The sequence below is a fragment of the Nonomuraea sp. NPDC051298 genome (assembly GCF_055586305.1).
This window is the reverse complement of the sequence record NZ_JBVJIM010000021.1, coordinates 21,234-40,145: the sequence shown is the minus strand read 5'-3', so window position 1 is coordinate 40,145 and position 18,912 is coordinate 21,234. Positions and strand designations below refer to the sequence as shown.

The 18,912-nt window shown below is 71.1% G+C and carries 13 protein-coding genes and 1 pseudogene; 7 read left to right on the top strand and 7 right to left on the bottom strand.

Annotated elements, in window-relative coordinates; genetic code table 11:
* Positions 1-80: 80 nt before the first annotated feature.
* Positions 81-980, top strand: coding sequence for a dihydropteroate synthase (folP, locus tag ACZ6S0_RS40070; protein ID WP_465924557.1), 900 nt, complete (start codon positions 81-83; stop codon positions 978-980).
* 13 nt (positions 981-993) lie between these two features.
* On the top strand, positions 994-1,395 hold the full coding sequence (locus ACZ6S0_RS40065) for a DnaJ family domain-containing protein (protein WP_465924556.1): 402 nt from the start codon (positions 994-996) through the stop codon (positions 1,393-1,395).
* Positions 1,396-1,561: 166 nt separating this feature from the next.
* Here the strand turns inward: ACZ6S0_RS40065 and ACZ6S0_RS40060 are convergent, their stop codons facing one another.
* Positions 1,562-3,874 carry a glycoside hydrolase family 6 protein gene (locus ACZ6S0_RS40060; protein ID WP_465924555.1) on the bottom strand — a complete coding sequence of 771 codons (2,313 nt, stop codon included), beginning with the start codon at positions 3,872-3,874 and terminating at the stop codon, positions 1,562-1,564.
* 307 nt (positions 3,875-4,181) lie between these two features.
* Here ACZ6S0_RS40060 and ACZ6S0_RS40055 point away from each other — a divergent pair, with 307 nt between their 5' ends.
* A complete protein-coding gene (locus tag ACZ6S0_RS40055) occupies positions 4,182-7,127 on the top strand; it encodes a glycoside hydrolase family 48 protein (protein ID WP_465924554.1) in 2,946 nt (981 codons plus the stop codon).
* 167 nt (positions 7,128-7,294) lie between these two features.
* On the opposite strand, the gene ACZ6S0_RS40050 is transcribed toward ACZ6S0_RS40055, so the two are convergent.
* The 5 genes from ACZ6S0_RS40050 to ACZ6S0_RS40030 form a co-directional block, all read right to left on the bottom strand.
* Positions 7,295-7,816, bottom strand: a complete 522-nt coding sequence (locus ACZ6S0_RS40050; protein ID WP_465924553.1) for a hypothetical protein — start codon at positions 7,814-7,816, stop codon at positions 7,295-7,297.
* Positions 7,813-8,874: a lytic polysaccharide monooxygenase gene (locus tag ACZ6S0_RS40045; protein WP_465924552.1), complete on the bottom strand. Its 1,062-nt coding sequence runs from the start codon at positions 8,872-8,874 to the stop codon at positions 7,813-7,815. The genes ACZ6S0_RS40050 and ACZ6S0_RS40045 overlap by 4 nt, the downstream gene beginning before the upstream one ends.
* A 130-nt stretch (positions 8,875-9,004) precedes the next feature.
* Positions 9,005-10,285 carry a serine/threonine-protein kinase gene (locus tag ACZ6S0_RS40040; protein ID WP_465924551.1) on the bottom strand — a complete coding sequence of 427 codons (1,281 nt, stop codon included), beginning with the start codon at positions 10,283-10,285 and terminating at the stop codon, positions 9,005-9,007.
* Positions 10,272-11,243: a LacI family DNA-binding transcriptional regulator gene (locus ACZ6S0_RS40035; RefSeq protein ID WP_344888798.1), complete on the bottom strand. Its 972-nt coding sequence runs from the start codon at positions 11,241-11,243 to the stop codon at positions 10,272-10,274. Before ACZ6S0_RS40035 ends, ACZ6S0_RS40040 begins: the two co-directional genes overlap by 14 nt.
* Before the next feature lie 248 nt (positions 11,244-11,491).
* Complete coding sequence (locus ACZ6S0_RS40030; RefSeq protein WP_465924550.1) at positions 11,492-13,642, bottom strand: transglycosylase domain-containing protein; 2,151 nt, start codon at positions 13,640-13,642, stop codon at positions 11,492-11,494.
* Between the two features lie 317 nt (positions 13,643-13,959).
* Between ACZ6S0_RS40030 and ACZ6S0_RS40025 the strand changes: the two genes are divergently transcribed.
* The 3 genes from ACZ6S0_RS40025 to ACZ6S0_RS40015 all read left to right on the top strand — a co-directional run bounded on the left by ACZ6S0_RS40025 (position 13,960) and on the right by ACZ6S0_RS40015 (position 16,749).
* On the top strand, positions 13,960-15,171 hold the full coding sequence (locus ACZ6S0_RS40025) for a hypothetical protein (RefSeq protein WP_465924549.1): 1,212 nt from the start codon (positions 13,960-13,962) through the stop codon (positions 15,169-15,171).
* On the top strand, positions 15,168-16,169 hold the full coding sequence (locus ACZ6S0_RS40020) for a hypothetical protein (RefSeq protein WP_465924548.1): 1,002 nt from the start codon (positions 15,168-15,170) through the stop codon (positions 16,167-16,169). Before ACZ6S0_RS40025 ends, ACZ6S0_RS40020 begins: the two co-directional genes overlap by 4 nt.
* Positions 16,170-16,284: 115 nt before the next feature.
* Entirely contained in the window at positions 16,285-16,749 is a 465-nt protein-coding gene (locus ACZ6S0_RS40015; RefSeq protein WP_465924547.1) for an STAS domain-containing protein, read from the top strand.
* Positions 16,750-16,838: 89 nt separating this feature from the next.
* Here ACZ6S0_RS40015 and ACZ6S0_RS40010 read toward each other — a convergent pair whose 3' ends face one another.
* The gene (locus ACZ6S0_RS40010; protein ID WP_465924546.1) at positions 16,839-18,245 is read right to left on the bottom strand and encodes a dihydrolipoyl dehydrogenase family protein; all 1,407 of its coding nucleotides are present in this window, start codon (positions 18,243-18,245) and stop codon (positions 16,839-16,841) included.
* Positions 18,246-18,488: 243 nt separating this feature from the next.
* Between ACZ6S0_RS40010 and ACZ6S0_RS40005 the strand changes: the two are divergent.
* Positions 18,489-18,912 (top strand): annotated as a pseudogene (locus ACZ6S0_RS40005) (hypothetical protein); the annotation flags it as partial.

Genomic DNA, 18,912 nt, shown 5'->3' with positions numbered 1-18,912 from the left:
CCGCCCGAACGTCCCGTGGCCCTCCGTCTGACCTGGCGGGGCGGCAGGTAGTCTCGTAGGGACGGAAGGGGATCACTACGTTGAGCGGCGAAAATCTTTCCCCGGGGATCATCTCTCCCGTCCGGCGCATCGGGCGGCGGCGGTTCGACTTCGAGCGCCAGGTCGCCATCATGGCCATCGTCAACAGGACACCCAACTCCTTCCACGACCAGGGCCGCACGTTCGAGCTCGACAGCGCGGTCGCGGCGGCCACCAAGGCCGTGGACGACGGCGCCGACTGGGTCGACATCGGCGGCTTCGCCTTCAGCGCCGCCCAGGCGCGGATCGGGGTGGCGGAGGAGATCGACCGGGTCGCGCCCGTCATCGCCCGGGTCAGGGCCGCCACCGACGCCGTGATCTCGGTCGACACCCACCGGCCCGAGGTGGCGCGGGCCGCCGTCGAGGCCGGCGCTGACGTCATCAACGACACCAACGGCCTGCGCGAGCCGGGCCTGGCCGAGTTCGCGGCCAAGGCGGGCGTGTGCGTGGTGGTCACCCACAGCCTCGGCGGCCCAGGGCAGCGGGTCTTCCGGCCCAGCTACGCCGACGTGGTCTCCGACGTGGCCGCGTTCCTGCGCGAGCGGGTCGCGTACGCGCTGGAGTCGGGCATCGCCGCCGACAGGATCATCATCGACCCCGGGCACGACCTCAACAAGAACACCTTCCACTCCCTCGAGCTGACGCGCCGGCTGGAGGAGATCACCTCGATCGGATACCCGACCCTGGTGGCGCTGTCGAACAAGGACTTCATCGGGGAGACGCTCGGGCGGCCCCAGGGGGAGCGGAAAGAGGGCACGATCGCCGCCAACGTCGTGTCCGTCCTCAAGGGCGCACGCATCCTGCGCGTGCACGACGTGGCCGCGACGGTCGCGTCCGTACGCATGACCGAGGCCGTGCTCGGGTGGCGCGGCCCGGTGGCGCCCAGCCACAACCTCGCGTGAGGAGGAGCCGTACGTGACCGAGCGCAAGCCCGTCGGCATGCCCTTCGAGTCGTGGATCGACCGGCAGATCCGGGAGGCGGAGGAGCGGGGCGAGTTCGACGACCTGCCGGGCAGGGGGCAGCCGCTGCCGGGGGTCGATCGGCATCTCGACGAGATGTGGTGGATCAAGCAGAAGATCGCGAGCGAGGGGCTCTCGATGCCCCTGCCGCCCACGCTGGCCCTGCGCAAGGACGCGGAGGAGGCGCTGGCCGAGGCGCGCGGGGCCCGGTCGGAGGCCGAGGCGCGGCGGATCGTGGAGGAGATCAACCACCGGATCCGCGAGGCGATCAGGACCGGGCTGTCGGGGCCGCCCCTCAACCTGATGCCGTTCGACGTGGACGAGATCGTCTCCGAGTGGCGCCGCGCCCGCCGCTGACCCTGCTCGCACCGGCCTCGCACCGGCCTTGCACAGGCCCTCGGGCCGGCCGGGGACTCGGGTCAGGCGGTCCCCGGCCGGCCGCGTCTCAGCGGGCCGTCTGGATCAACGGTCGGCGGCGTTCAGTTGACGGTGTCTCAGTTGACGGTGTTTCAGTTGACGGGTCTCAGTTGACGGGCGGGTAGGCGTTCTGCAGGAGCTGACGGAACTGGGCGGAGAACCACTGCCCCGACAGCGGCGCGTCGGCCAGCGCCCCCGACATGTTGTTGCCGTTGAGGTTGTTGCCGGTGTACGTCGGGTCGCACATCCGGTCGAACTTCTTGCCCTCGTCGTTCGGGATGTCCCGGCTGGCGCCGTCGGACTCGCCGGGAGGCTTGATCCACACGTAGGCGTCGAAGCCGGCGGCCGGGGCGGCGGTCGGCCGGGTGCCCAGGCCCGCGCCGTTCTGGTTGCACCAGTTTCCCGCGTGGATGCGGCGGTCGACGCGTGACTGGTTGACGAACTCGTCCAGGTTCGTCGAGGTGCTCGGCCCCGCCGGGCGGGCGCTGCCGCCCCAGCCGTTGCGCGAGGTGTCGATCAGCATGCCCAGCCCCTGGCGGAAGCCCTTGGCGACCAGGGCGTTGCGCAGGGCCGTGGCGAAGGTCTGCTCGTCCACGTAGTAGTTCCAGTCCACCCACTTGGACTGGCGGACCGTCTGGCCGTTCACGGTGCTGTTGATCGTGAAGTACGGCTCGGTCGTGGCCGAGTAGTTGGCGGTGTTGACGATGAAGCCGTCCACGCTGTCCACACCGGCGGTGGTGGCGGCGACGGTCTCGTAGAAGAGGTTCACGGACGGGGTGAAGTTCGTGTCCCAGCCGAGCCAGGCGTGGTGGGCGGCGTCGACGTAGGTGTAGACGTTCGGGATGGCGTGGAGCTGGTTGAGCGCGTAGCGGACGCCGTCGCGGTAGCCGCCGGCGCCGTTGGCCTCGCGGCACTTCTCGAAGGCGTTGAGGTTGGTGACCAGGTTCGGCAGTGAGTCGGGCTCGATGATCGTGACGATGCGCAGGCCGGCGTAGGCCGAGCCGCGGAGGATGGCGGCGATCGGGTCGATGTACTCGGCCTTGTAGCGGTTGAAGCCGTTCTCGGAGATGAGCAGCTCGCCGTTGGAGGCCAGGGCCGAGCAGTCGCGGTTGGGCAGGTTGTAGATGACGACCTGGATCGTCAGGGGGGCGGCGCCGTTGGCGGCGTCCTGCCTGACGGCCTCGTCCAGGTGGGCGCGCAGGCCCATGGCGCCGGAGGTGCCGGCGATGGCGGCGATGCGGTCCATCCACACGGCGGTGGAGGTGTTGGCGACCGCCGAGCCGCCGGGCTCGGCCGCGGCCTTGGCGCTCCAGTTCGGGTTGACGTAGCCGGTGGCGCCCGCGTACGGGTTCTCGACGTGGGTCGGGTTGGTGCCGCCGTCGTCGTCGGCCTCGGTGGCGGTGACCGTACGCGAGGTCAGGCCGGAGGAGGCGACGGTGAACGTACGGCTGCCGTTGGCCGTGTCGGAGTCCTGGGCGGCGGCCAGGGTGACGGTCTGGGGGGTGTTCCAGTTGGCCGGGGTGAAGGTCAGGCCGCCCCCGGCGGAGACGGTGAGGTCGGCGTCGCCGCTGCCGGCCGTGGTGGTGACGGTCACGTTCCCGGACGGCTGCGCGGCCAGGCGCACCGTGTAGGCGCCGGTCGAGCCCTCGGGCACGGTGACCGCGGTCGGCGTCACGATGAGCGACTGCTCCACGGTGGCGTCGTCGTCCACCTCGGTCGCCGTGACCGTGGCCCCGGTGACGCCGGTGCCGCCGACGCTGAACGCGGCGGTGCCCGCGGTGGTGTCGGCGTCCTGGGCGGCGGCCAGGGTGACGGTCTGCGGGGTGTTCCAGTTGGCCGGGGTGAAGGTGAGCGAGACGCCGGAACTGACCGTCAGGTCGGTGTCGCCGCTGGTGCGCGCGGTGGTGACGGTGACGTTCGCGCCGGGCGCGGCGGAGAGCCTGGCGGTGAAGGTGGCCGTGCCGCCCTCGTTCACCGCGACCGCGCTGGCGGAGGTGACCACCGACGGGGTGCCCGGGTTCGTGCCGCCGCAGCTCGTGCCGTTGACGCTGAACGCCGTCGGGTTCGGGTTGGTGCCCGTCCAGGTGCCGTTGAAGCCGATGGAGACCGAGGCGCCGGTGGCCAGGCTGCCGTTGTAGGGCATGTTGGCGCCGGTCACGCGGGTGCCCGACTGGCTCCAGTTGGCGCCCCAGCCGGTCGGGGTGTACTTCTGCGTGGTGGTCGGGAAGTCGAAGGCGAGCGACCACGAGGTCAGCGGGTCACCGGTGTTCTTGAGGGTGATGCTCGCGGTGAAACCGCCCTGACCAGGGCTGCTCGTCCACGAGTTGGCTGTGTAGGTCACGTCGCAGGCGACGGCGGCGTTCGCGGCCGTGCTCTGGCCGACGACGAGCCCCAGGGCCGCGCAACTCGCGGCGGTCATGGTCACGGCCCATGTGCGGAGGCCGCGGTGGAGTCTCACGGGCGATCATCTCCAGTGTTAGATGGCTGGGAGCGCTCCCATAGTGAGCCGTGCTCCCGGCCGTGTACAGAGGGCGGGCGGCGGCGGGGTGGCTGTCGCTCCGCATGCTTGCCGAATGCCCTGGAAAGGGGATGAAACTTTCATCCCGGGCAGCCTGGTGAGGGGAAGCGCGAGGGCCGCCGGGCGGCCGTTCCGTTGACATCCGCCGGAGCGCACCCACAATCCACTGTGGGAGCGCTCCCATACCCCCTACTCCCATGGAGACCCCGTGAAGCACAGACCTCCCATCCTCTTGACGCGCTTGTCGAGGCGGCTCGCCGTGGCCACGGCCCTCGTCCTCGTCGCGGGCGCGACCACGGCCCTGTCGGCCGCACCCGCCCAGGCGGCCGTGTCGTGCGACGTGACGTACGCGGCCAACCAGTGGGGCTCGGGCTCGGGCGGTTTCACCGCGAGCATCACCCTCAAGAACACCGGTGACCCGCTGACCTCGTGGTCGCTCGCCTTCGACTTCCCGACCACCACGCAGAAGTACACCCCGACCGGCTGGGGCGCGAACTGGAGCCAGTCGGGCACCAGGGTCACGGCCACCAACATGCCGTGGAACGGCAGCCTGGCCACCGGCGCCTCGGCCGGCATCGGCTTCAACGGCACCTGGACGGGAAGCAACCCCAGCCCGACCGCGTTCAGCGTGAACGGGGTCGCCTGTGGCGGCCCCGGCACCGGCACCGCGCCCACCGTGGCGCTGACCTCGCCGACCGCGGGCCAGACGTTCACCGCCCCGGCCACCGTGCCGATCGCGGCGAACGCCGCCGACTCCGACGGCACCGTCGCCAAGGTCGACTTCTACCAGGGCAGCACCCTGCTGGGCACCGACACCTCGGCGCCCTACGCCTACAACTGGGCGAACGTGGCGGCGGGCAGCTACTCGATCACCGCCAGGGCGACCGACAACTCCGGCCTGGCCACGACCTCGTCGCCGGTCGGGATCACGGTCTCGCCGAGCACCGGCCCGGCGCTCGTGGTCAGCCCGACCACGCTGTCCGTGCCGGAGGCGGGCACCGCGAGCTTCGGGGTCAAGCTGTCACAGGCGCCCTCCTCGAACGTGACCGTCTCCGTCGCGCGCGCGAGCGGTGACGCCGACCTCACGGTCTCGGGCGGCGCGACCAGGACCTTCACGCCGTCCAACTGGAACACCGCGCAGAACGTGACGCTGGCCGCGGCCGAGGACGCCGACACGACGAGCGGCTCGGCCGTCTTCCGGGTCAGCGCCACCGGCTACACCCCGGTGGACGTCACCGCGAGCGAGGCGGACAACGACGTCGGCGGCGACAACGAGTACGTCCGGCGCTTCGTGGAGCTCTACAACGAGATCCACGACCCGGCCAACGGCTACTTCTCGCCCGAGGGGGTGCCGTACCACTCGATCGAGACGTTCATGGTCGAGGCGCCGGACCACGGGCACGAGACCACGTCGGAGGCTTACAGCTACTACCTGTGGCTGGAGGCCACCTACGGGCAGGTGACCGGCGACTGGACGAAGTTCAACAACGCGTGGGCCTCGATGGAGAGGTACATCATCCCGGCCGCGGCCGACCAGCCGACGAACTCGTTCTACAACGCCTCGAAGCCGGCCACGTACGCGGCCGAGTACAACACGATCAGCAGCTACCCGACGCAGATCGACTCCGGCGTCAGCGTGGGCACCGACCCGATCGCCTCCGAGCTGCAGAGCGCGTACGGCACCCGCGACGTCTACGGCATGCACTGGCTGCTCGACGTCGACAACACCTACGGCTTCGGCCGCTGCGGCGACGGCACCACCAGACCCGCCTACATCAACACCTACCAGCGCGGCCCGGAGGAGTCGGTCTTCGAGACGATCCCGCAGCCGTCCTGCGACACCTTCAGGCACGGCGGCGCCAACGGCTACCTGGACCTGTTCATCAAGGACTCCTCGTACGCCAGGCAGTGGAAGTACACCAACGCCCCCGACGCCGACGCCCGCGCGGTGCAGGTGGCGTACTGGGCGCAGACCTGGGCCAAGGCGCAGGGCAAGGAGTCGCAGATCTCGGCCACGGTCGCCAAGGCCGCCAAGATGGGCGACTACCTGCGGTACGCGATGTACGACAAGTACTTCAAGAAGCCCGGCTGCACGAGCCCGTCGTGCGCGCCGGGCACCGGCAAGGACGCGTCGAACTACCTGCTGTCGTGGTATTACGCCTGGGGCGGCGCGACCGACTCCAGCGCGGGCTGGGCCTGGCGGATCGGCTCCAGCCACAACCACTCCGGCTACCAGAACCCGTTCGCGGCCTGGGCGCTGGCCAACGTGGCCGAGCTGAAGCCCAGGAGCGCGACCGGCGCCGCCGACTGGAGCACCAGCCTGACCCGCCAGCTCCAGTTCTACACGTGGCTGCAGTCGGCCGAGGGCGCCATCGCCGGTGGCGCGACCAACAGTTGGGAGGGCCACTACGCCACACCGCCCGCGGGGCTGCCGAAGTTCCACGGCATGACCTACGACTGGCAGCCCGTCTACCACGACCCGCCCTCGAACCAGTGGTTCGGCTTCCAGGCGTGGACGATGGAGCGGGTGGCCGAGCTGTACTACGCCACCGGCAACGCCGACGCCAAGGCGCTGCTGGACAAGTGGGTGACGTGGGCGCTGGACAACACCACGATCGGCTCCGACGGCAGCTACCAGATCCCCTCCACCCTGCGGTGGACGGGCCAGCCCGCGGGCGACTTCAACGCGACCACGGGCATGCCGCCGGCCAACCCCGGCCTGCACGTGACCGTCGCCGACCACACGCAGGACGTGGGCGTCGCCGGCTCGTACGCCAAGGCGCTGATGTACTACGCGGCCAGGGCCGGCCACGCCGAGGCGCGAGACACGGCCAAGGCGCTGCTCGACGGCGTCTGGCGCAACCGCGACGCCAAGGGCGTGTCGGTGCCGGAGACCAAGACCGACTACAACCGCGTCGATGACCCGGTGTACGTGCCCGCCGGCTGGAGCGGCCGCATGCCGAACGGCGACACGATCAACTCCGCCTCGACCTTCATCTCGATCAGGTCCTTCTACCGGAACGACCCCGACTGGCCGAAGGTCGACGCCTTCCTGAAGGGCACGGGCCCGGCGCCGGTCTTCAACTACCACCGGTTCTGGGCGCAGGTGGACGTCGCCGTCGCGCTCGCCGAGTACGGCCGCCTCTTCCCGTAGTCCCGCCAGAACCGAACCGCCCCCGATCCCGGTGCGTATGAGCCCGGGTGCGTATGAGGAGGTGAGGCCGGAAACCAGCAAGCCCTGCCCCACACCATCCCCGCCCGGATGGGACGGACGCGGCCGATTCCCCCAGTCGGCCGCGTCCGTTTTCCGTTGTCGGGAGGCTAATGAGCGGTGGAGGAGGTCGCCAGGGCGAAGCGTTGGCGGGCCGCTTCGATGGCCGTGTCGTCCTGGAAGTCCTCGAACGCCTGCCGGTGGTAGCGCTCCGGGATCAGCCGCCTGACCCGGTCGGGGTAGCCGGCGCCCGATTCCGGGACCTCGACCTGGGGCGGGATGCCGAGCTTGACGGCGATCGGCCCCGACGCGCGTACGGAGGCGGCCCAGTCGGTGCTCTCCCCGGTGATCGCGCACATGTGCCGCGCGTACACCCACTCCACCTCCACCAGCGAGGCGGCGTCCGGCGGCTCGGTGCCGAACGGCTCCACGGCGCACACGGCGCGCGAGTCGAAGCCGTGCCCGTGTGCATGGTGCTCGCCGGGGGAGGCCCGCTCCAGGATCAGGGTCACCTGGGCGGCGAGCTGCTCGTCCAGCTCAGCGGACGGCTGGGCGAACAACATCACCCCGGCCAGGCTCAGCCCGGCCAGGGTGATGGTCGCCGCGACGAGTCCGCGACGCGTTCCGGTCACGGGCTGGTGCAGGTCAGGGCAGGCGCGGGGCTCGGGATCGAGCCGGTGGCGTTGAACCCGAACGAGGTGGTGGCGTTCGGCGCGAGCTGCCCGTTGTACGTGGCGTTCCTGACCGTCACGTCGGGAGGTTGCGCCGACAGCACGCCGTTCCACGGTGCGCCCTCGAAGCCCTGGCCGCCGCCGTAGCTCCACTTGACCGTCCAGCCGTTGAGCGAGCCGGTGCCCGTGTTCTTCACGGTCACCTCGCCCTGGAAGTGGCCGGCCCAGCCGGTGTCGGTGGCCTTCCAGGTGGCGGTGCAGGCCCCGGTGGGCGCCGGGTTCGTCGGGGTGACGGTCGGGTCGGGGCCGGGCGTGCTGCCGCCGGGGCCGACCCCGGTCACCTCGCCGTTGCCGCCGTCGAAGACGACGTCGGAGCAACTGTAGAAGTTCTCGTTGCTGTCGGCGCGGATCCAGTGCGTGAAGATCAGGTGCCGCCCGCTCTTGCCGGACGGGAGCTGGGCGTTCCAGTAGTAGTAGTTGAGCCCGCCGGGGCCGCCGGACTTGGGTGGGTTGGTGACGCTGCCGAACGGCTCCAGGTCGGACCACTTCAGCGGCCCGTTGGGGTTCCAGCCGTTCTTGGTGATGTAGTAGTTGAACGCGCCGGGGTGCTCGGCCCAGTTGCTGTGCCGCATCTGGATGCCGGTGCCGGACGTCAGGTGGGTCAGCGGCCAGTCGGAGCGGACCGCGTTGTAGGCCGTGAAGTCGTAGGGCCCGCCGGTGCCGCCGCTGCAGAGCTGGCCGTCGGGGATGAATCCGGTGGTCCGGCCGGCGCCGTCGGAGCGCAGCACCGCGAACCAGTTGTACAGGGGAGTCGCGCCGCTCTGGTTGACCGCGGCCGCGCACGCGGGGTTGTAGGGCAGGATCTGGCCGTTCTCACGCAGGCCGTCCTGCCAGCACAGGAACGTACGGCTGCCGGGGAACATCGACACTCCGTGGGCCTGCGCCTGCGTGGGCACCATCAAGACGGTTGTGATCAGGACGAGGACGGCGGTCAGCGCCGCCGACTTGAAAGATCTCATGGGGATTCCCTTGCGCTGACGACAGAGGAAACCTGCCCACGACCTGCCCGCCCGGCCTGCGCATTGAACCACGCCCGTTCGCGATCCGACAACGTCGGGTGAAACTTTCAGCCGATCTCGGTCACGGTCGTCAGTCCCGCAGGATGGCCGCCTCGATGACGTCCAGCCTGGCCTGCAGCTCGCTCAGGCAGGCGGGGGCGAGCCGGCCCTCCCGCAGGCGGTCGGAGAGCTTGCGGCGCAGGCCGTCCGTACGCGACTCCGGCGGGCCGCGCCTGGGCGACACGGCGGCCTCCAGCACCTGCTTGAGGTCGAGCACGACGTCGTCGTCCGTGGCGCCGCACGGAGTCCTGGCCTCCAGCACGGTACGGAACCCGGCGGCGGCCTGCTCGACCGTCTGCTCGACCGTTCGCCCGGCGGTGGCGCTCGCCGCCGGGGAGCTTTCGAGCAGCCGGGCCGTGGCCGTGGGGGACGGCGGGGGCTTGGCCGTCCGCTCCGGCTGCTGCGGCGGCACCGCCGTCTGCTGGAACCACAGCAGGGCCGACAGCGCGAGCACCGCCGACCCGGCCACCGTGATGCCGCGCCGCACGTTCCTGCCCAGCGTCGCGGTGTCCAGCGCGGCGGTCAGGGCCGAGACGATCTGCGCGGCGGTCGGACGGTCCTCCGGCCGGTTCGCCAGGCAGCGGCGGCAGAGCGCGGCCAGCGCGTACGGCACGCCGGGGACACGGGGAGGCGGCTCCGTCCTGCGGGCCGCCTCGATCTCCTCCCACGTCGTCTCCGGGTACGGCGTGCGCCCGGTGAGCATGGTGTGCAGCAGCACGCCCAGCGCGTACACGTCCACCGCGGGATGGGTGGCCGCGCCGAGCAGCCGTTCCGGGGCGACGTAGGGAGGGGTGCCGCGGTCGTCGTCGGGGTCGCCCGCCCAGGCCGCGATGCCGAAGTCGAGCAGCTTGGGGCCGTCGGCGGTGAGCAGCACGTTCTCCGCGGTGACGTCCCTGTGCACCAGGCCGCGGGCGTGCCCGGCCATCAGCACCCTGGCCAGCCGCAGGGCGATGGCCGCGGCCTCCGTCCACGGCAGCGGGCCCTGTTCGACGCGCTCGGCCAGCGGCGTGCCGTCGAGCAGCGGCATCACCACGAAGGCCGCGACGCCGCCGCTCGTGGTGACGGTCTCGCCGTAGTCGTAGATGTCGATCGAGTCGGGATGCAGGAACGTGGCCGCCGCACGGGCCTCGCTGCGCACGCTGACCCGCCCTCCCGGGTCGGTGTGCAGCGAGGCCGTGAGCACCTTGACCGCGATCATCCGGTGCAGCGACTGGTCGAAGGCGCGCCAGATGACCGACATGCCCCCGCGGGCCAGCGGGTCCAGCAACAGATACCTGCGGGCCAGGACGTCCCCGGACTCAAGCCGACTCACGGACGACCAGTTCCGTGGGGAGGACGGGGTCGATCCCCGCGGCCCCCGTCAGGAGCAGCCGGGTGGCGACCGTGGCGAGCTCCTCGACGGGCTGGCGGACGGTGGTCAGGGCCGGGATGGTGCGCCTGGCGACCGGGGCGTCGTCGAACCCGATCACCGCGACGTCCGACGGCACCTTGCGCCCGGCCCTGCGCAGGGCCTGGATCGCGCCGGCCGCCATCAGGTCGGAGGCCACGAAGACGGCGTCCAGGCCAGGGGCGTGGCGCAGCAGCCACTGCATGGCGTGGGTGCCCGAGGCGGCGGTGAAGTCCCCGTACGCGACCGGTACGTCGGGTGCGCCTGCCGTCCGGAGGGTGCGTACGAGGCCCTCCAGCCGGTCACGGGCGCCGGGTAAGGAGGGCGGGCCCCCGATGGCGGCCACGTTGCGGCGGCCCGACAGCAGGAGGTGTTCTGCCGCCTGCCGGCCGCCGTCGAGGTTGTCGACGTCGGCGTACGGGAGTCTGAGGTCGTGGGGCGGACGGCCGATGTTGCGCACCGGCACGCCCGAGGTGGACAACTTGATCGCCAGGGGGTGGCGCTCTCGCGCGCCCACGATCAGCACCGCGCCGGACAGCGCGGGCAGCGTGGCGGAGGTGGGGGTGACGGTGGTCACCATCAGGTGCGTGCCGTGCTCGCTGATCACCGCGCCGGCCGCGGACAGGAGCCTGGCGTAGTAGGGCTCGGAGAAGAGCCGGGGGAGGTGGTCGCAGATCACCGCCGTGACGCCGTCGGCCATGGTCTTGGCGGACGTTCCCCGGGGTGCGCGTTGCCGGACGTATCCCATGCGGGACACCGCGTCGTAGACTTGGCGGCGGGTCGAGGTACTGACCCGCACCGAGCCTGTGAGTACTCGAGATGCGGTCGCGGGGGAGACCCCTGCAGCGGCCGCCACCTGTGCCAGTGTGGGCTGCTCGGTCATGGGGCACCTCACGGAAAGATCCTGGGAGCGCTCCCACGTTACCAATGTTTCGGCGCTGTTAATAGGGCCTTTGCAGGGAGTGCGTCCCGCTGTGCGGACGCACTCCCTGTCTGTTCGGCCCGCGCTCGGCATCGGCTCAGCTAGGGGCGGTGACGGCGGGCGGAGCCGCCGTTCCCGAGGTGGATCACGGCATATTTCCGTGCCCGATTCGTCTTATCCGACGATCAGGAAAACCTCCCCGCCCGTGATCAGCCGAAGTCCGCGATGTCGGCGTCCTCCAGCCGGCCGTCGGAGTCGTCGTCCCCGCTGTCCGGCTGCACCCGCACCACCGGCCGGCAGCCCGAGCCGCAGCCGCCGAAGCGGGAGCTGTCCACCGGGGTGAACTCGCTCGGCGGGGTGCCCTTCAGCGCCGCGATCATGGTGTCCTTCCAGATCGGGCCGGGGATCGAGGCGCCGAAGACCGAGCCGTAGTACTGGCCGCCGATGGTGATGTTGTTGAGCTTGTAGTCCTGCGCGCCGCGCGGGTCGCCGATGCTGACCGCGCCCGCCAGGTCGGGGGTGAAGCCCGCGAACCAGGCGGTGGCCTGCGCGTCCGTGGTGCCCGTCTTGCCCGCCGCCGGCCGGCCGATGCCGCCGACGCTCCTCATCGTGCCCTCGGTGAACACGCCCGACAGGATGTTCGACGCCGCGTCGGCGACCCCGGGGTCGAGGGCCTGCTTGCACTCGGGCTCGTAGTTCTTGACCTTGCCGTCACGGTCGGTGATCTTGGTGATGGCCATGGGCTCGCAGTACTTGCCACGCGCGCCGATGGTGGCGTACGCGTTGGCGACGGTCACCGGGTCCATCTCGTTGGTGCCGAGCGTGAACGTCTCGAACTCGGTCAGCGGCAGGCCGTCGGACCGCTCGATGCCCAGCGACTTGGCGGTCTTGACCGTGTCGCACAGGCCGACCTTCTGCTCCAGCACCATGAAGAACGTGTTCACCGAGCCCCAGGTGCCGGTGGCCAGCGTCTTGAAGCCGCCGCCGCCCTCGTCGTTGGTGACGGTGTGGGTGGGGTCGCCGATGCTCTCGCCCTTGCAGTTCTTGAACGTCGAGTAGTACGGCGCCCGGTAGCCGCTGCTGACGCTGAACCCGTCGTTGATCTTCATGCCCTCCTTGAGGGCCGTGATCAGCGTGAACGTCTTGAACGTCGAGCCCGCCTGGAAGCCGACGCCGCCGCCGTGCACCGCGTCGGCCACGACGTTGTACGACATCTCCTTCTTGCGCTTGTTGTTGCCGTACTTGCGGCTGGCGGCCATGGCCTTGATCGCGCCCGTGCCCGGCTCCACCAGGGCCTCGGAGGCGACCGGGTTGTCGGAGGCGAACACGTGCTTCTTGATGGCGTTGTCGGCGGCCTTCTGCATCTTCGGGTCGAGGGTGGTCTGGATCGTCAGGCCGCCCCGGTTGAGGAACTGGCTCCTGGCCTTGGCCGTCTTGCCGAAGACCTTGTTGCTGAGCACCTCGTTGCGTACGTACATGCAGAAGTACGGCACCTCGCTGGTCCCGCAGCCGCCCGGGATCGCGGTGCCCTTGTAGCCGAGCTTCTCCGCCTTGGCCTCGGTGGCCTGCTCCGGGGTGATCTTCTTCAGCTCCGCCATCCGGTTGAGCACCACGTTGCGCCGCGACAGCAGCTTCTTCTGCTGGTCCTTGCCCAGGTTGGGGTCGGTCGCGTTGGGGTCCTGCACGGCGCCGGCCAGCGTCGCGGCCTGCGCCAGCGTCAGATCGGACGCGCTGACCCCGAAGAAGCGCTTGGCCGCCGCCTCCACCCCGTAGGCTCCGGCGCCGAAGTAGGCGATGTTCAGGTACTTCCCGAGGATCTCGTCCTTGGTGTACTTGTCCTCAACCGCCATCGCGTAGCGCAGCTCCTTGAGCTTGCGGGCGTAGCTGGCCTCGAGGGCGGCGTTCTTCTCCTTCTCGGTGGTGGCCGAGTTGAGCAGCACCTGCTTGACGTACTGCTGGGTGATGGAGGAGCCGCCCTGGGCGATGCCGCCGGAGGAGAGGTTCTTGGCCAGGGCGCGGATGGTGCCCTCGATGTCGATCGCGCCATGCTCGTAGAAGCGGTAGTCCTCGATCGAGATGATGGCCGTCTTCATGACCTCGGCCACCTGGTCGAGCGTGACGTTCTCGCGGTACTCCTCGTAGAACCAGGCGATCTCGTTGCCCTTGGCGTCGAGGACCGTCGTGCGCTCGGCCAGCGGGGGCTCCACGAGTTCCTCGGGCTTGATGCCGAGTTCTTCCGATGCCGAGACGAACATCGCTCCTGAACCCCCGACCGCGGGCAGCGCGATGGCGGCGGCCACGACACCGGCCGCCGTCGCGACCGCAGTCAGGCGCGCGACACTCGACAAACGGGTACCCATGGTGGTAGACCCTCCCCCTCGTGGCAATTGGCTGCATCCTAAACCCGGGCATGACGTACTCCGGGTAAAAACTTGGATGTCTCGTGGGACGCGATTGTTCGATGTGGTGCCGGGTTTTTTGCTGAATCTGGGTTTTGGGGCGGGTTCGTGCTGCTTGGGGCCCCAGAGACGGGTGTGACGAGTGCGGCCCCGTCCCCTCCGGCGTCCCTGTTTCCGCCAGGCCACGGCAAAGGACCGTGTCGGCCGCGCGGTGGTGACGCGCCGATCTGGCAACGTCGAGCCGGGCATTTTTTCCTGCGCCTGGGTGGAGGGGCTTTATGCGTCGCATCGGGGATGGCGAGCGCGTCGATCGGCTGCTCGCCGCCGCCAGGGCCTATTGGGGCGGCAGCCCCGGCGGTGACGGATGCGTCGTGGCGGAGACGTACGACGAGGACCTGCGGGTCGTGGCGCGTACGCTGCTGGTGGCCAGGGCGGTCAGCGGCCTGCTCAGGGCCCGGCTGGTGGCGCTGACCCGGCCGGAGTGGACGCGACTGGCCAAGGCGTTCGGCGCCACCGGTGACATCCTGCCCGAGGTGCCGCCCCGCGCACTCGTCACCAGCCGCGCCGACCCCGCCGTGCCCAGGGAGGTCCCCGTCGTGCACGTGCACGGCACGGGGACGCTGAAGGCGTACGCGCTCTTCCCCGACCAGGGGCCGCGCTCGATCGAGGAGGAACTGCCCGCCAAGGTCGGCGCGTTCTTCGAACGGTACGTCTGGCCGCACCGGGAGGCCATCAGACCCAGCGCGGAACGTGTGGCCTGGCGGGCGAAGAGCGGCTACCAGATCCGTACGGACACCGAACGCCGCCAGCTCCGCCACCACGGCTGCGCCCGCCTGGGCATCGACGCCGACCGTCCCACGATCGCGGTCTTCGGGCACGTGCCGGGGCGCGACGACGAGCTGTTCGAGCTGACGGCGGCGTACGCGGTCGCCGACGACTGCGCGAACTGGCTCTTCCACGACCCCGTTCCCGCCACCTCCCATCCCAGGATCAGGCGCGTGAACGGCACGATGTCCGCCAACCTGCTGTGGAGCATGGCCGACGTGGGCATCGCGTTCGGCGACAGCGATCTGCCCGCCTACGGCATCCCGGTCATCCAGGCCGGCTGGTCGGAGGGCCGCGCCTGCGGCGCCGCACACGTGCCGCGCTCGCCGGAGGAGCACCGCCTGCTGCTGGAGGAGGCCGTCGCCAGGCACGGCAAGGGCGAGTCCATGCTCGGCCAGGAACAGCGCGAACGCGCCCGGCTGTGGCTCTGGCTGCGCCACTGCGGCGCCGACGTGCCCAGCCAGCTCCTGCCCCACTGGGAGCACGGCGACGACTACGCCCGCGCGCTCACCGTCAACCTGCGCCACGTGGAACGCGACGGCGACCCCCTCTTCAGCGCGGTCGGCCGCATGTGGGAGCGGCGCGAACCCGTGCTCACCCGATTCGACTTCGACGACCCGGACGGGCCGGGCGCCGTACTCGCCCCCTGGAGGAGCGTCCGATGAGCAGCTCAGGATCCGGCACCGACCTGGACCAGGTGATCCTTCCGGTCATTCCGCCCGTGCACGTGACCAGCGGACAGGTGTCCGCGCTGCAGGTGACCGACGGCCTGCGCCGGGGCAGTCAGATCGTGGGCAGGTTCGAGTCGTCGGGACTGGCCGGGATCAAGGTGTCCGCGCAGGGGCGGGCGCTGCGGGTGCAGGTGTCGCTGTCGGCGGACGAGCGGTCGGTGAGCGGGTGGCAGTCCGGGCGCGCCGAGGTGGGGCCGCTGCCGCGGTTCATCCAGGTCCGCTCCCAGGGACGGCTGCGCCAGTGCGTACTGCTGCGCGGCAAGAGGACGCACGCCAGAGTGGCCTTCGACCTGACCCCGGAGGAGATCCCCGACGACGGCCTGATCTGCGTCGAGGTGCTGGACATCGCCGAGGGCGACGGCGTCAGCGAGGAGCTGCGCGCGGCCGTGTCGGGACGCGTCGCCCCCGACGGCGTGGCCGGGGTCCGGCTGGACAAGATCGTGTTCGAGGAGCCGCCGGCGGTCGACTACGACCCCGACACGCTCGACGGCTCCCGCTGCGAGCTGTACTCGCTGATCAGCGCGGGCGGCCTGGTCAACCTCAACCGGCAGGGCCCGCGTGCCCTGCGCTCGGGCATGTTCGTGGTCAACCCGGTGCTCAAGGACCGGTTCGGGTCGAGCGGCCGCCTCGCGCTGCGCCTCGGCACCAAGGCGGAGGCGGTGAGCGTGATCCCCGCGACGTGGCGGCGGGTCAACAGCGAGCTGCGCTGGCTGCGCCACGCCACCAGGAGGCTGCTGCACTCGGCCGCGCCGTCCGTGGCCCGGGTCCTCAGCGTCCGGGACGGGGACATGGGGGCCCCGGTGCAGGTCACCCGCGGCAACGTGACCGAGCTGGAGCTGCCCGGCCCGTCGGGCTCGCCGCTGCTGGTGCTCCTGGCGCCCTGCCCGGACGCCGTCCCGATCCTGGAGTACGGCACCGCGCTGGAGCCCTGAGCGGCGGACCACGCGGCAGACGGGGGGACGGCGCGGCCCAATGGGCCGGGAAAAATGGCGATCAACCGTGAAAAGCGCGCTCACCGGGCAGGGTGTGTATGTGGGCAGGAGCGGTTTGCTGATCGAGACGACCAGGCATCTGCAATGCACGGTCATCCGAGCGAGCGGTGTGCTCGATCACGACGGCCGCGTCCGCTTCAGCGCCCGCATCGACGCCGTGTGGAACTGGTCGGCGGGTCCCGTGCTCGTCCTCGACCTGGCCGAGCTGGACTTCTACGACTCGTCGATCATCGGGGTGCTGGCCACGGTCATGCAGCGGATGGAGGAGGAGGGCAGTGGACGCATCATCCTCGTCCGGCCCTCCGATCACCTGCTGTCGGTGCTGCGGATCACGGACCTGCTGTCGCACGTGGAGCTGCGCGACAGCGTCGAGCAGACGGTGGCGGAGCTGACCCTGCAGGCCGGAGACTCCGCCACCTCCGGCCCGACGGGGGCCGCGCCACCCATGACGTGCACCAACACGCCCGCCGACCTGCGCCTGCGGCCGGATCAGGACGAGGGCCCGCCGCTCGACGAGTGACCCCTGCCCCCCCTCGCTGCCGCTGCCGCCCGCGCGTTTCCTGTGGCCGTCTGAGCCTCGCCGCAGGCCAGGTCCGCCGCCGTACCTCGCTAGAGTCCGTACGCCTCCAGGAGCCGCAGCCAGATCTCGCTCACCGTCGGGAACGACGGCACCGCGTGCCAGAGCCGGTCGAGCGGCACCTCGGCGGTCACCGCGATCGTGGCCGCGTGCAGCAGCTCCGCCGCACCCGGACCCACGAACGTGACGCCGAGCAGCACCTTCCTGTCCTCGTCCACGACGGCCCTGGCCTTGCCGCGGTAGCCGTCGCCCAGCAGGTACGCCCCGGTGACCTTGCCCATGTCGTAGTCGACGACGCGTACCCGGAAGCCTTCGGCGCGGGCCACCGCCTCCGTACGGCCGACCGCGCACACCTGCGGGTCGGTGAAGACGACCTGCGGCGCACCGTAGCCGCCCGCCAGGTCGCGCATCGTGGGCAGCTCGTCGCCCCTGGCCCGCGCGGCGATCACGTCACCGCAGACCCTGGCCTGGTACTTGCCCATGTGCGTCAGCAGCACCCGCCCGTTGACGTCGCCCACCGCGTAGAGCCAGCCGTCGGCGACCGCGGTGGCGCGCATGCTGTCGTCCACCTCGACGGGGGCGTCGTCGGGCAGGCCCACCGAGCCCAGCCCCAGGTCGCGGGTGGCGGACCGGCGGCCGGTGGCCACCAGCAGCTCGTCGGCCTCCACCGGCGGGCCGTCGGACAGATGCGCGGTGACCTTCCCGCCGGGCTCGGGACGCTCGACCCTGACGAGGTCGGTGTGGGTGCGTACGTCGATGCCGGAGTCGGCGAACGACTCGGCGAGCAGGTCACCCGCGAACGGCTCCATGCGGTTGAGCAGCCGGCCGCCGCGTACCAGGACGGTCGTCTGCCGCGCGCCCAGCCCGTGCATGGCCTGCGCCATCTCGCAGGCGACCACGCCGCCGCCGAGGATGACAAGCCGTTCGGGTACCGCGGTCGCGGCGGTCACCTCGTGGCTCGTCCACGGGGACGCCTCGGCCAGGCCCGGCACCGGCGGCACGACCGCGGTGCTGCCCGTGGCCAGCACGACGGCCTGGCGGGCGGTCAGGACGCGTTCGCCGCCGTCCGCCGTGGTCACCCGCACCCGCCTGGGGCCGTCGAGGCGGCCGCGGCCCCGTACGAACTCGGCGGGGACGCTCTCGATCCAGCGCACCTGGCCGGCGTCGTCGAAGTTCGAGACGGCCTCGTCGCGGCGGGCCAGCACCTTGGCCACGTCGACCTCGCCGAGCGACAGGCCGGGCACCCGCGCCACCTCGCCCGCCAGGTCCACCGGTCGCAGCAGCGCCTTGCTCGGCACACAGGCCCAGTAGGAGCACTCGCCGCCGGCCAGCCGGTCCTCGACGATGGCCGCGGTCAGGCCGCCGCGTACGGCCCGATCCACCACGTTCTCGCCCGCCGGCCCGGCACCGATCACGATGACGTCGAACTCGTCAGCCACTCCTGCCTCCACAGCACTCGCTCTTTCTACGTGAGGAATGCTTTCACGCCGAGGGGACGAATACCGCGATCACGGGTGCCGCCGGTGTCGCCCGTGCCGCCTCGCCCGGGCCCTCGCGCATGGGCCCTCGCGCACGGGCCCTCGCGCACGGGCCCTCGCGCACGGGCCCTCGCGCACGGACCCGCTCGCGGCGAGTGCTGTCGCGTGGGCCGGTCGCGGTGAGAGTCCTTTCATCTCGACCTCATGGTGGTCCAACGGCCGCCAACCACTCTGAAACCAGTCGCGAAGAACTCGCGGCCCGGCATCAGGAGGGTCATTCACATGGGTCAGACGTTGAGGCGGGTCCTGCTCGCCATCACGGTCACACTCGGCCTGGGCACCATCGGCACGCTCTTCACCGCCACCTCCGCTCAGGCGTCGGTCGCCCAGGCGGCCGTCCACACCACCAGCACCGCGGTCGACGACGACGATGACGACGGCGGCGGGGACGACGACGGCGACGACGACGGTGCTCCGCGTGGTGGGGTGGATACCGGCGTGGGTGGGTCGGCTGCGCGGGACGACGACGATGACGACGACGGTGCTCCGCGTGGTGGGGTGGATACCGGCGTGGGTGGGTCGGCTGCGCGGGACGACGACGATGACGACGACGGTGCTCCGCGTGGTG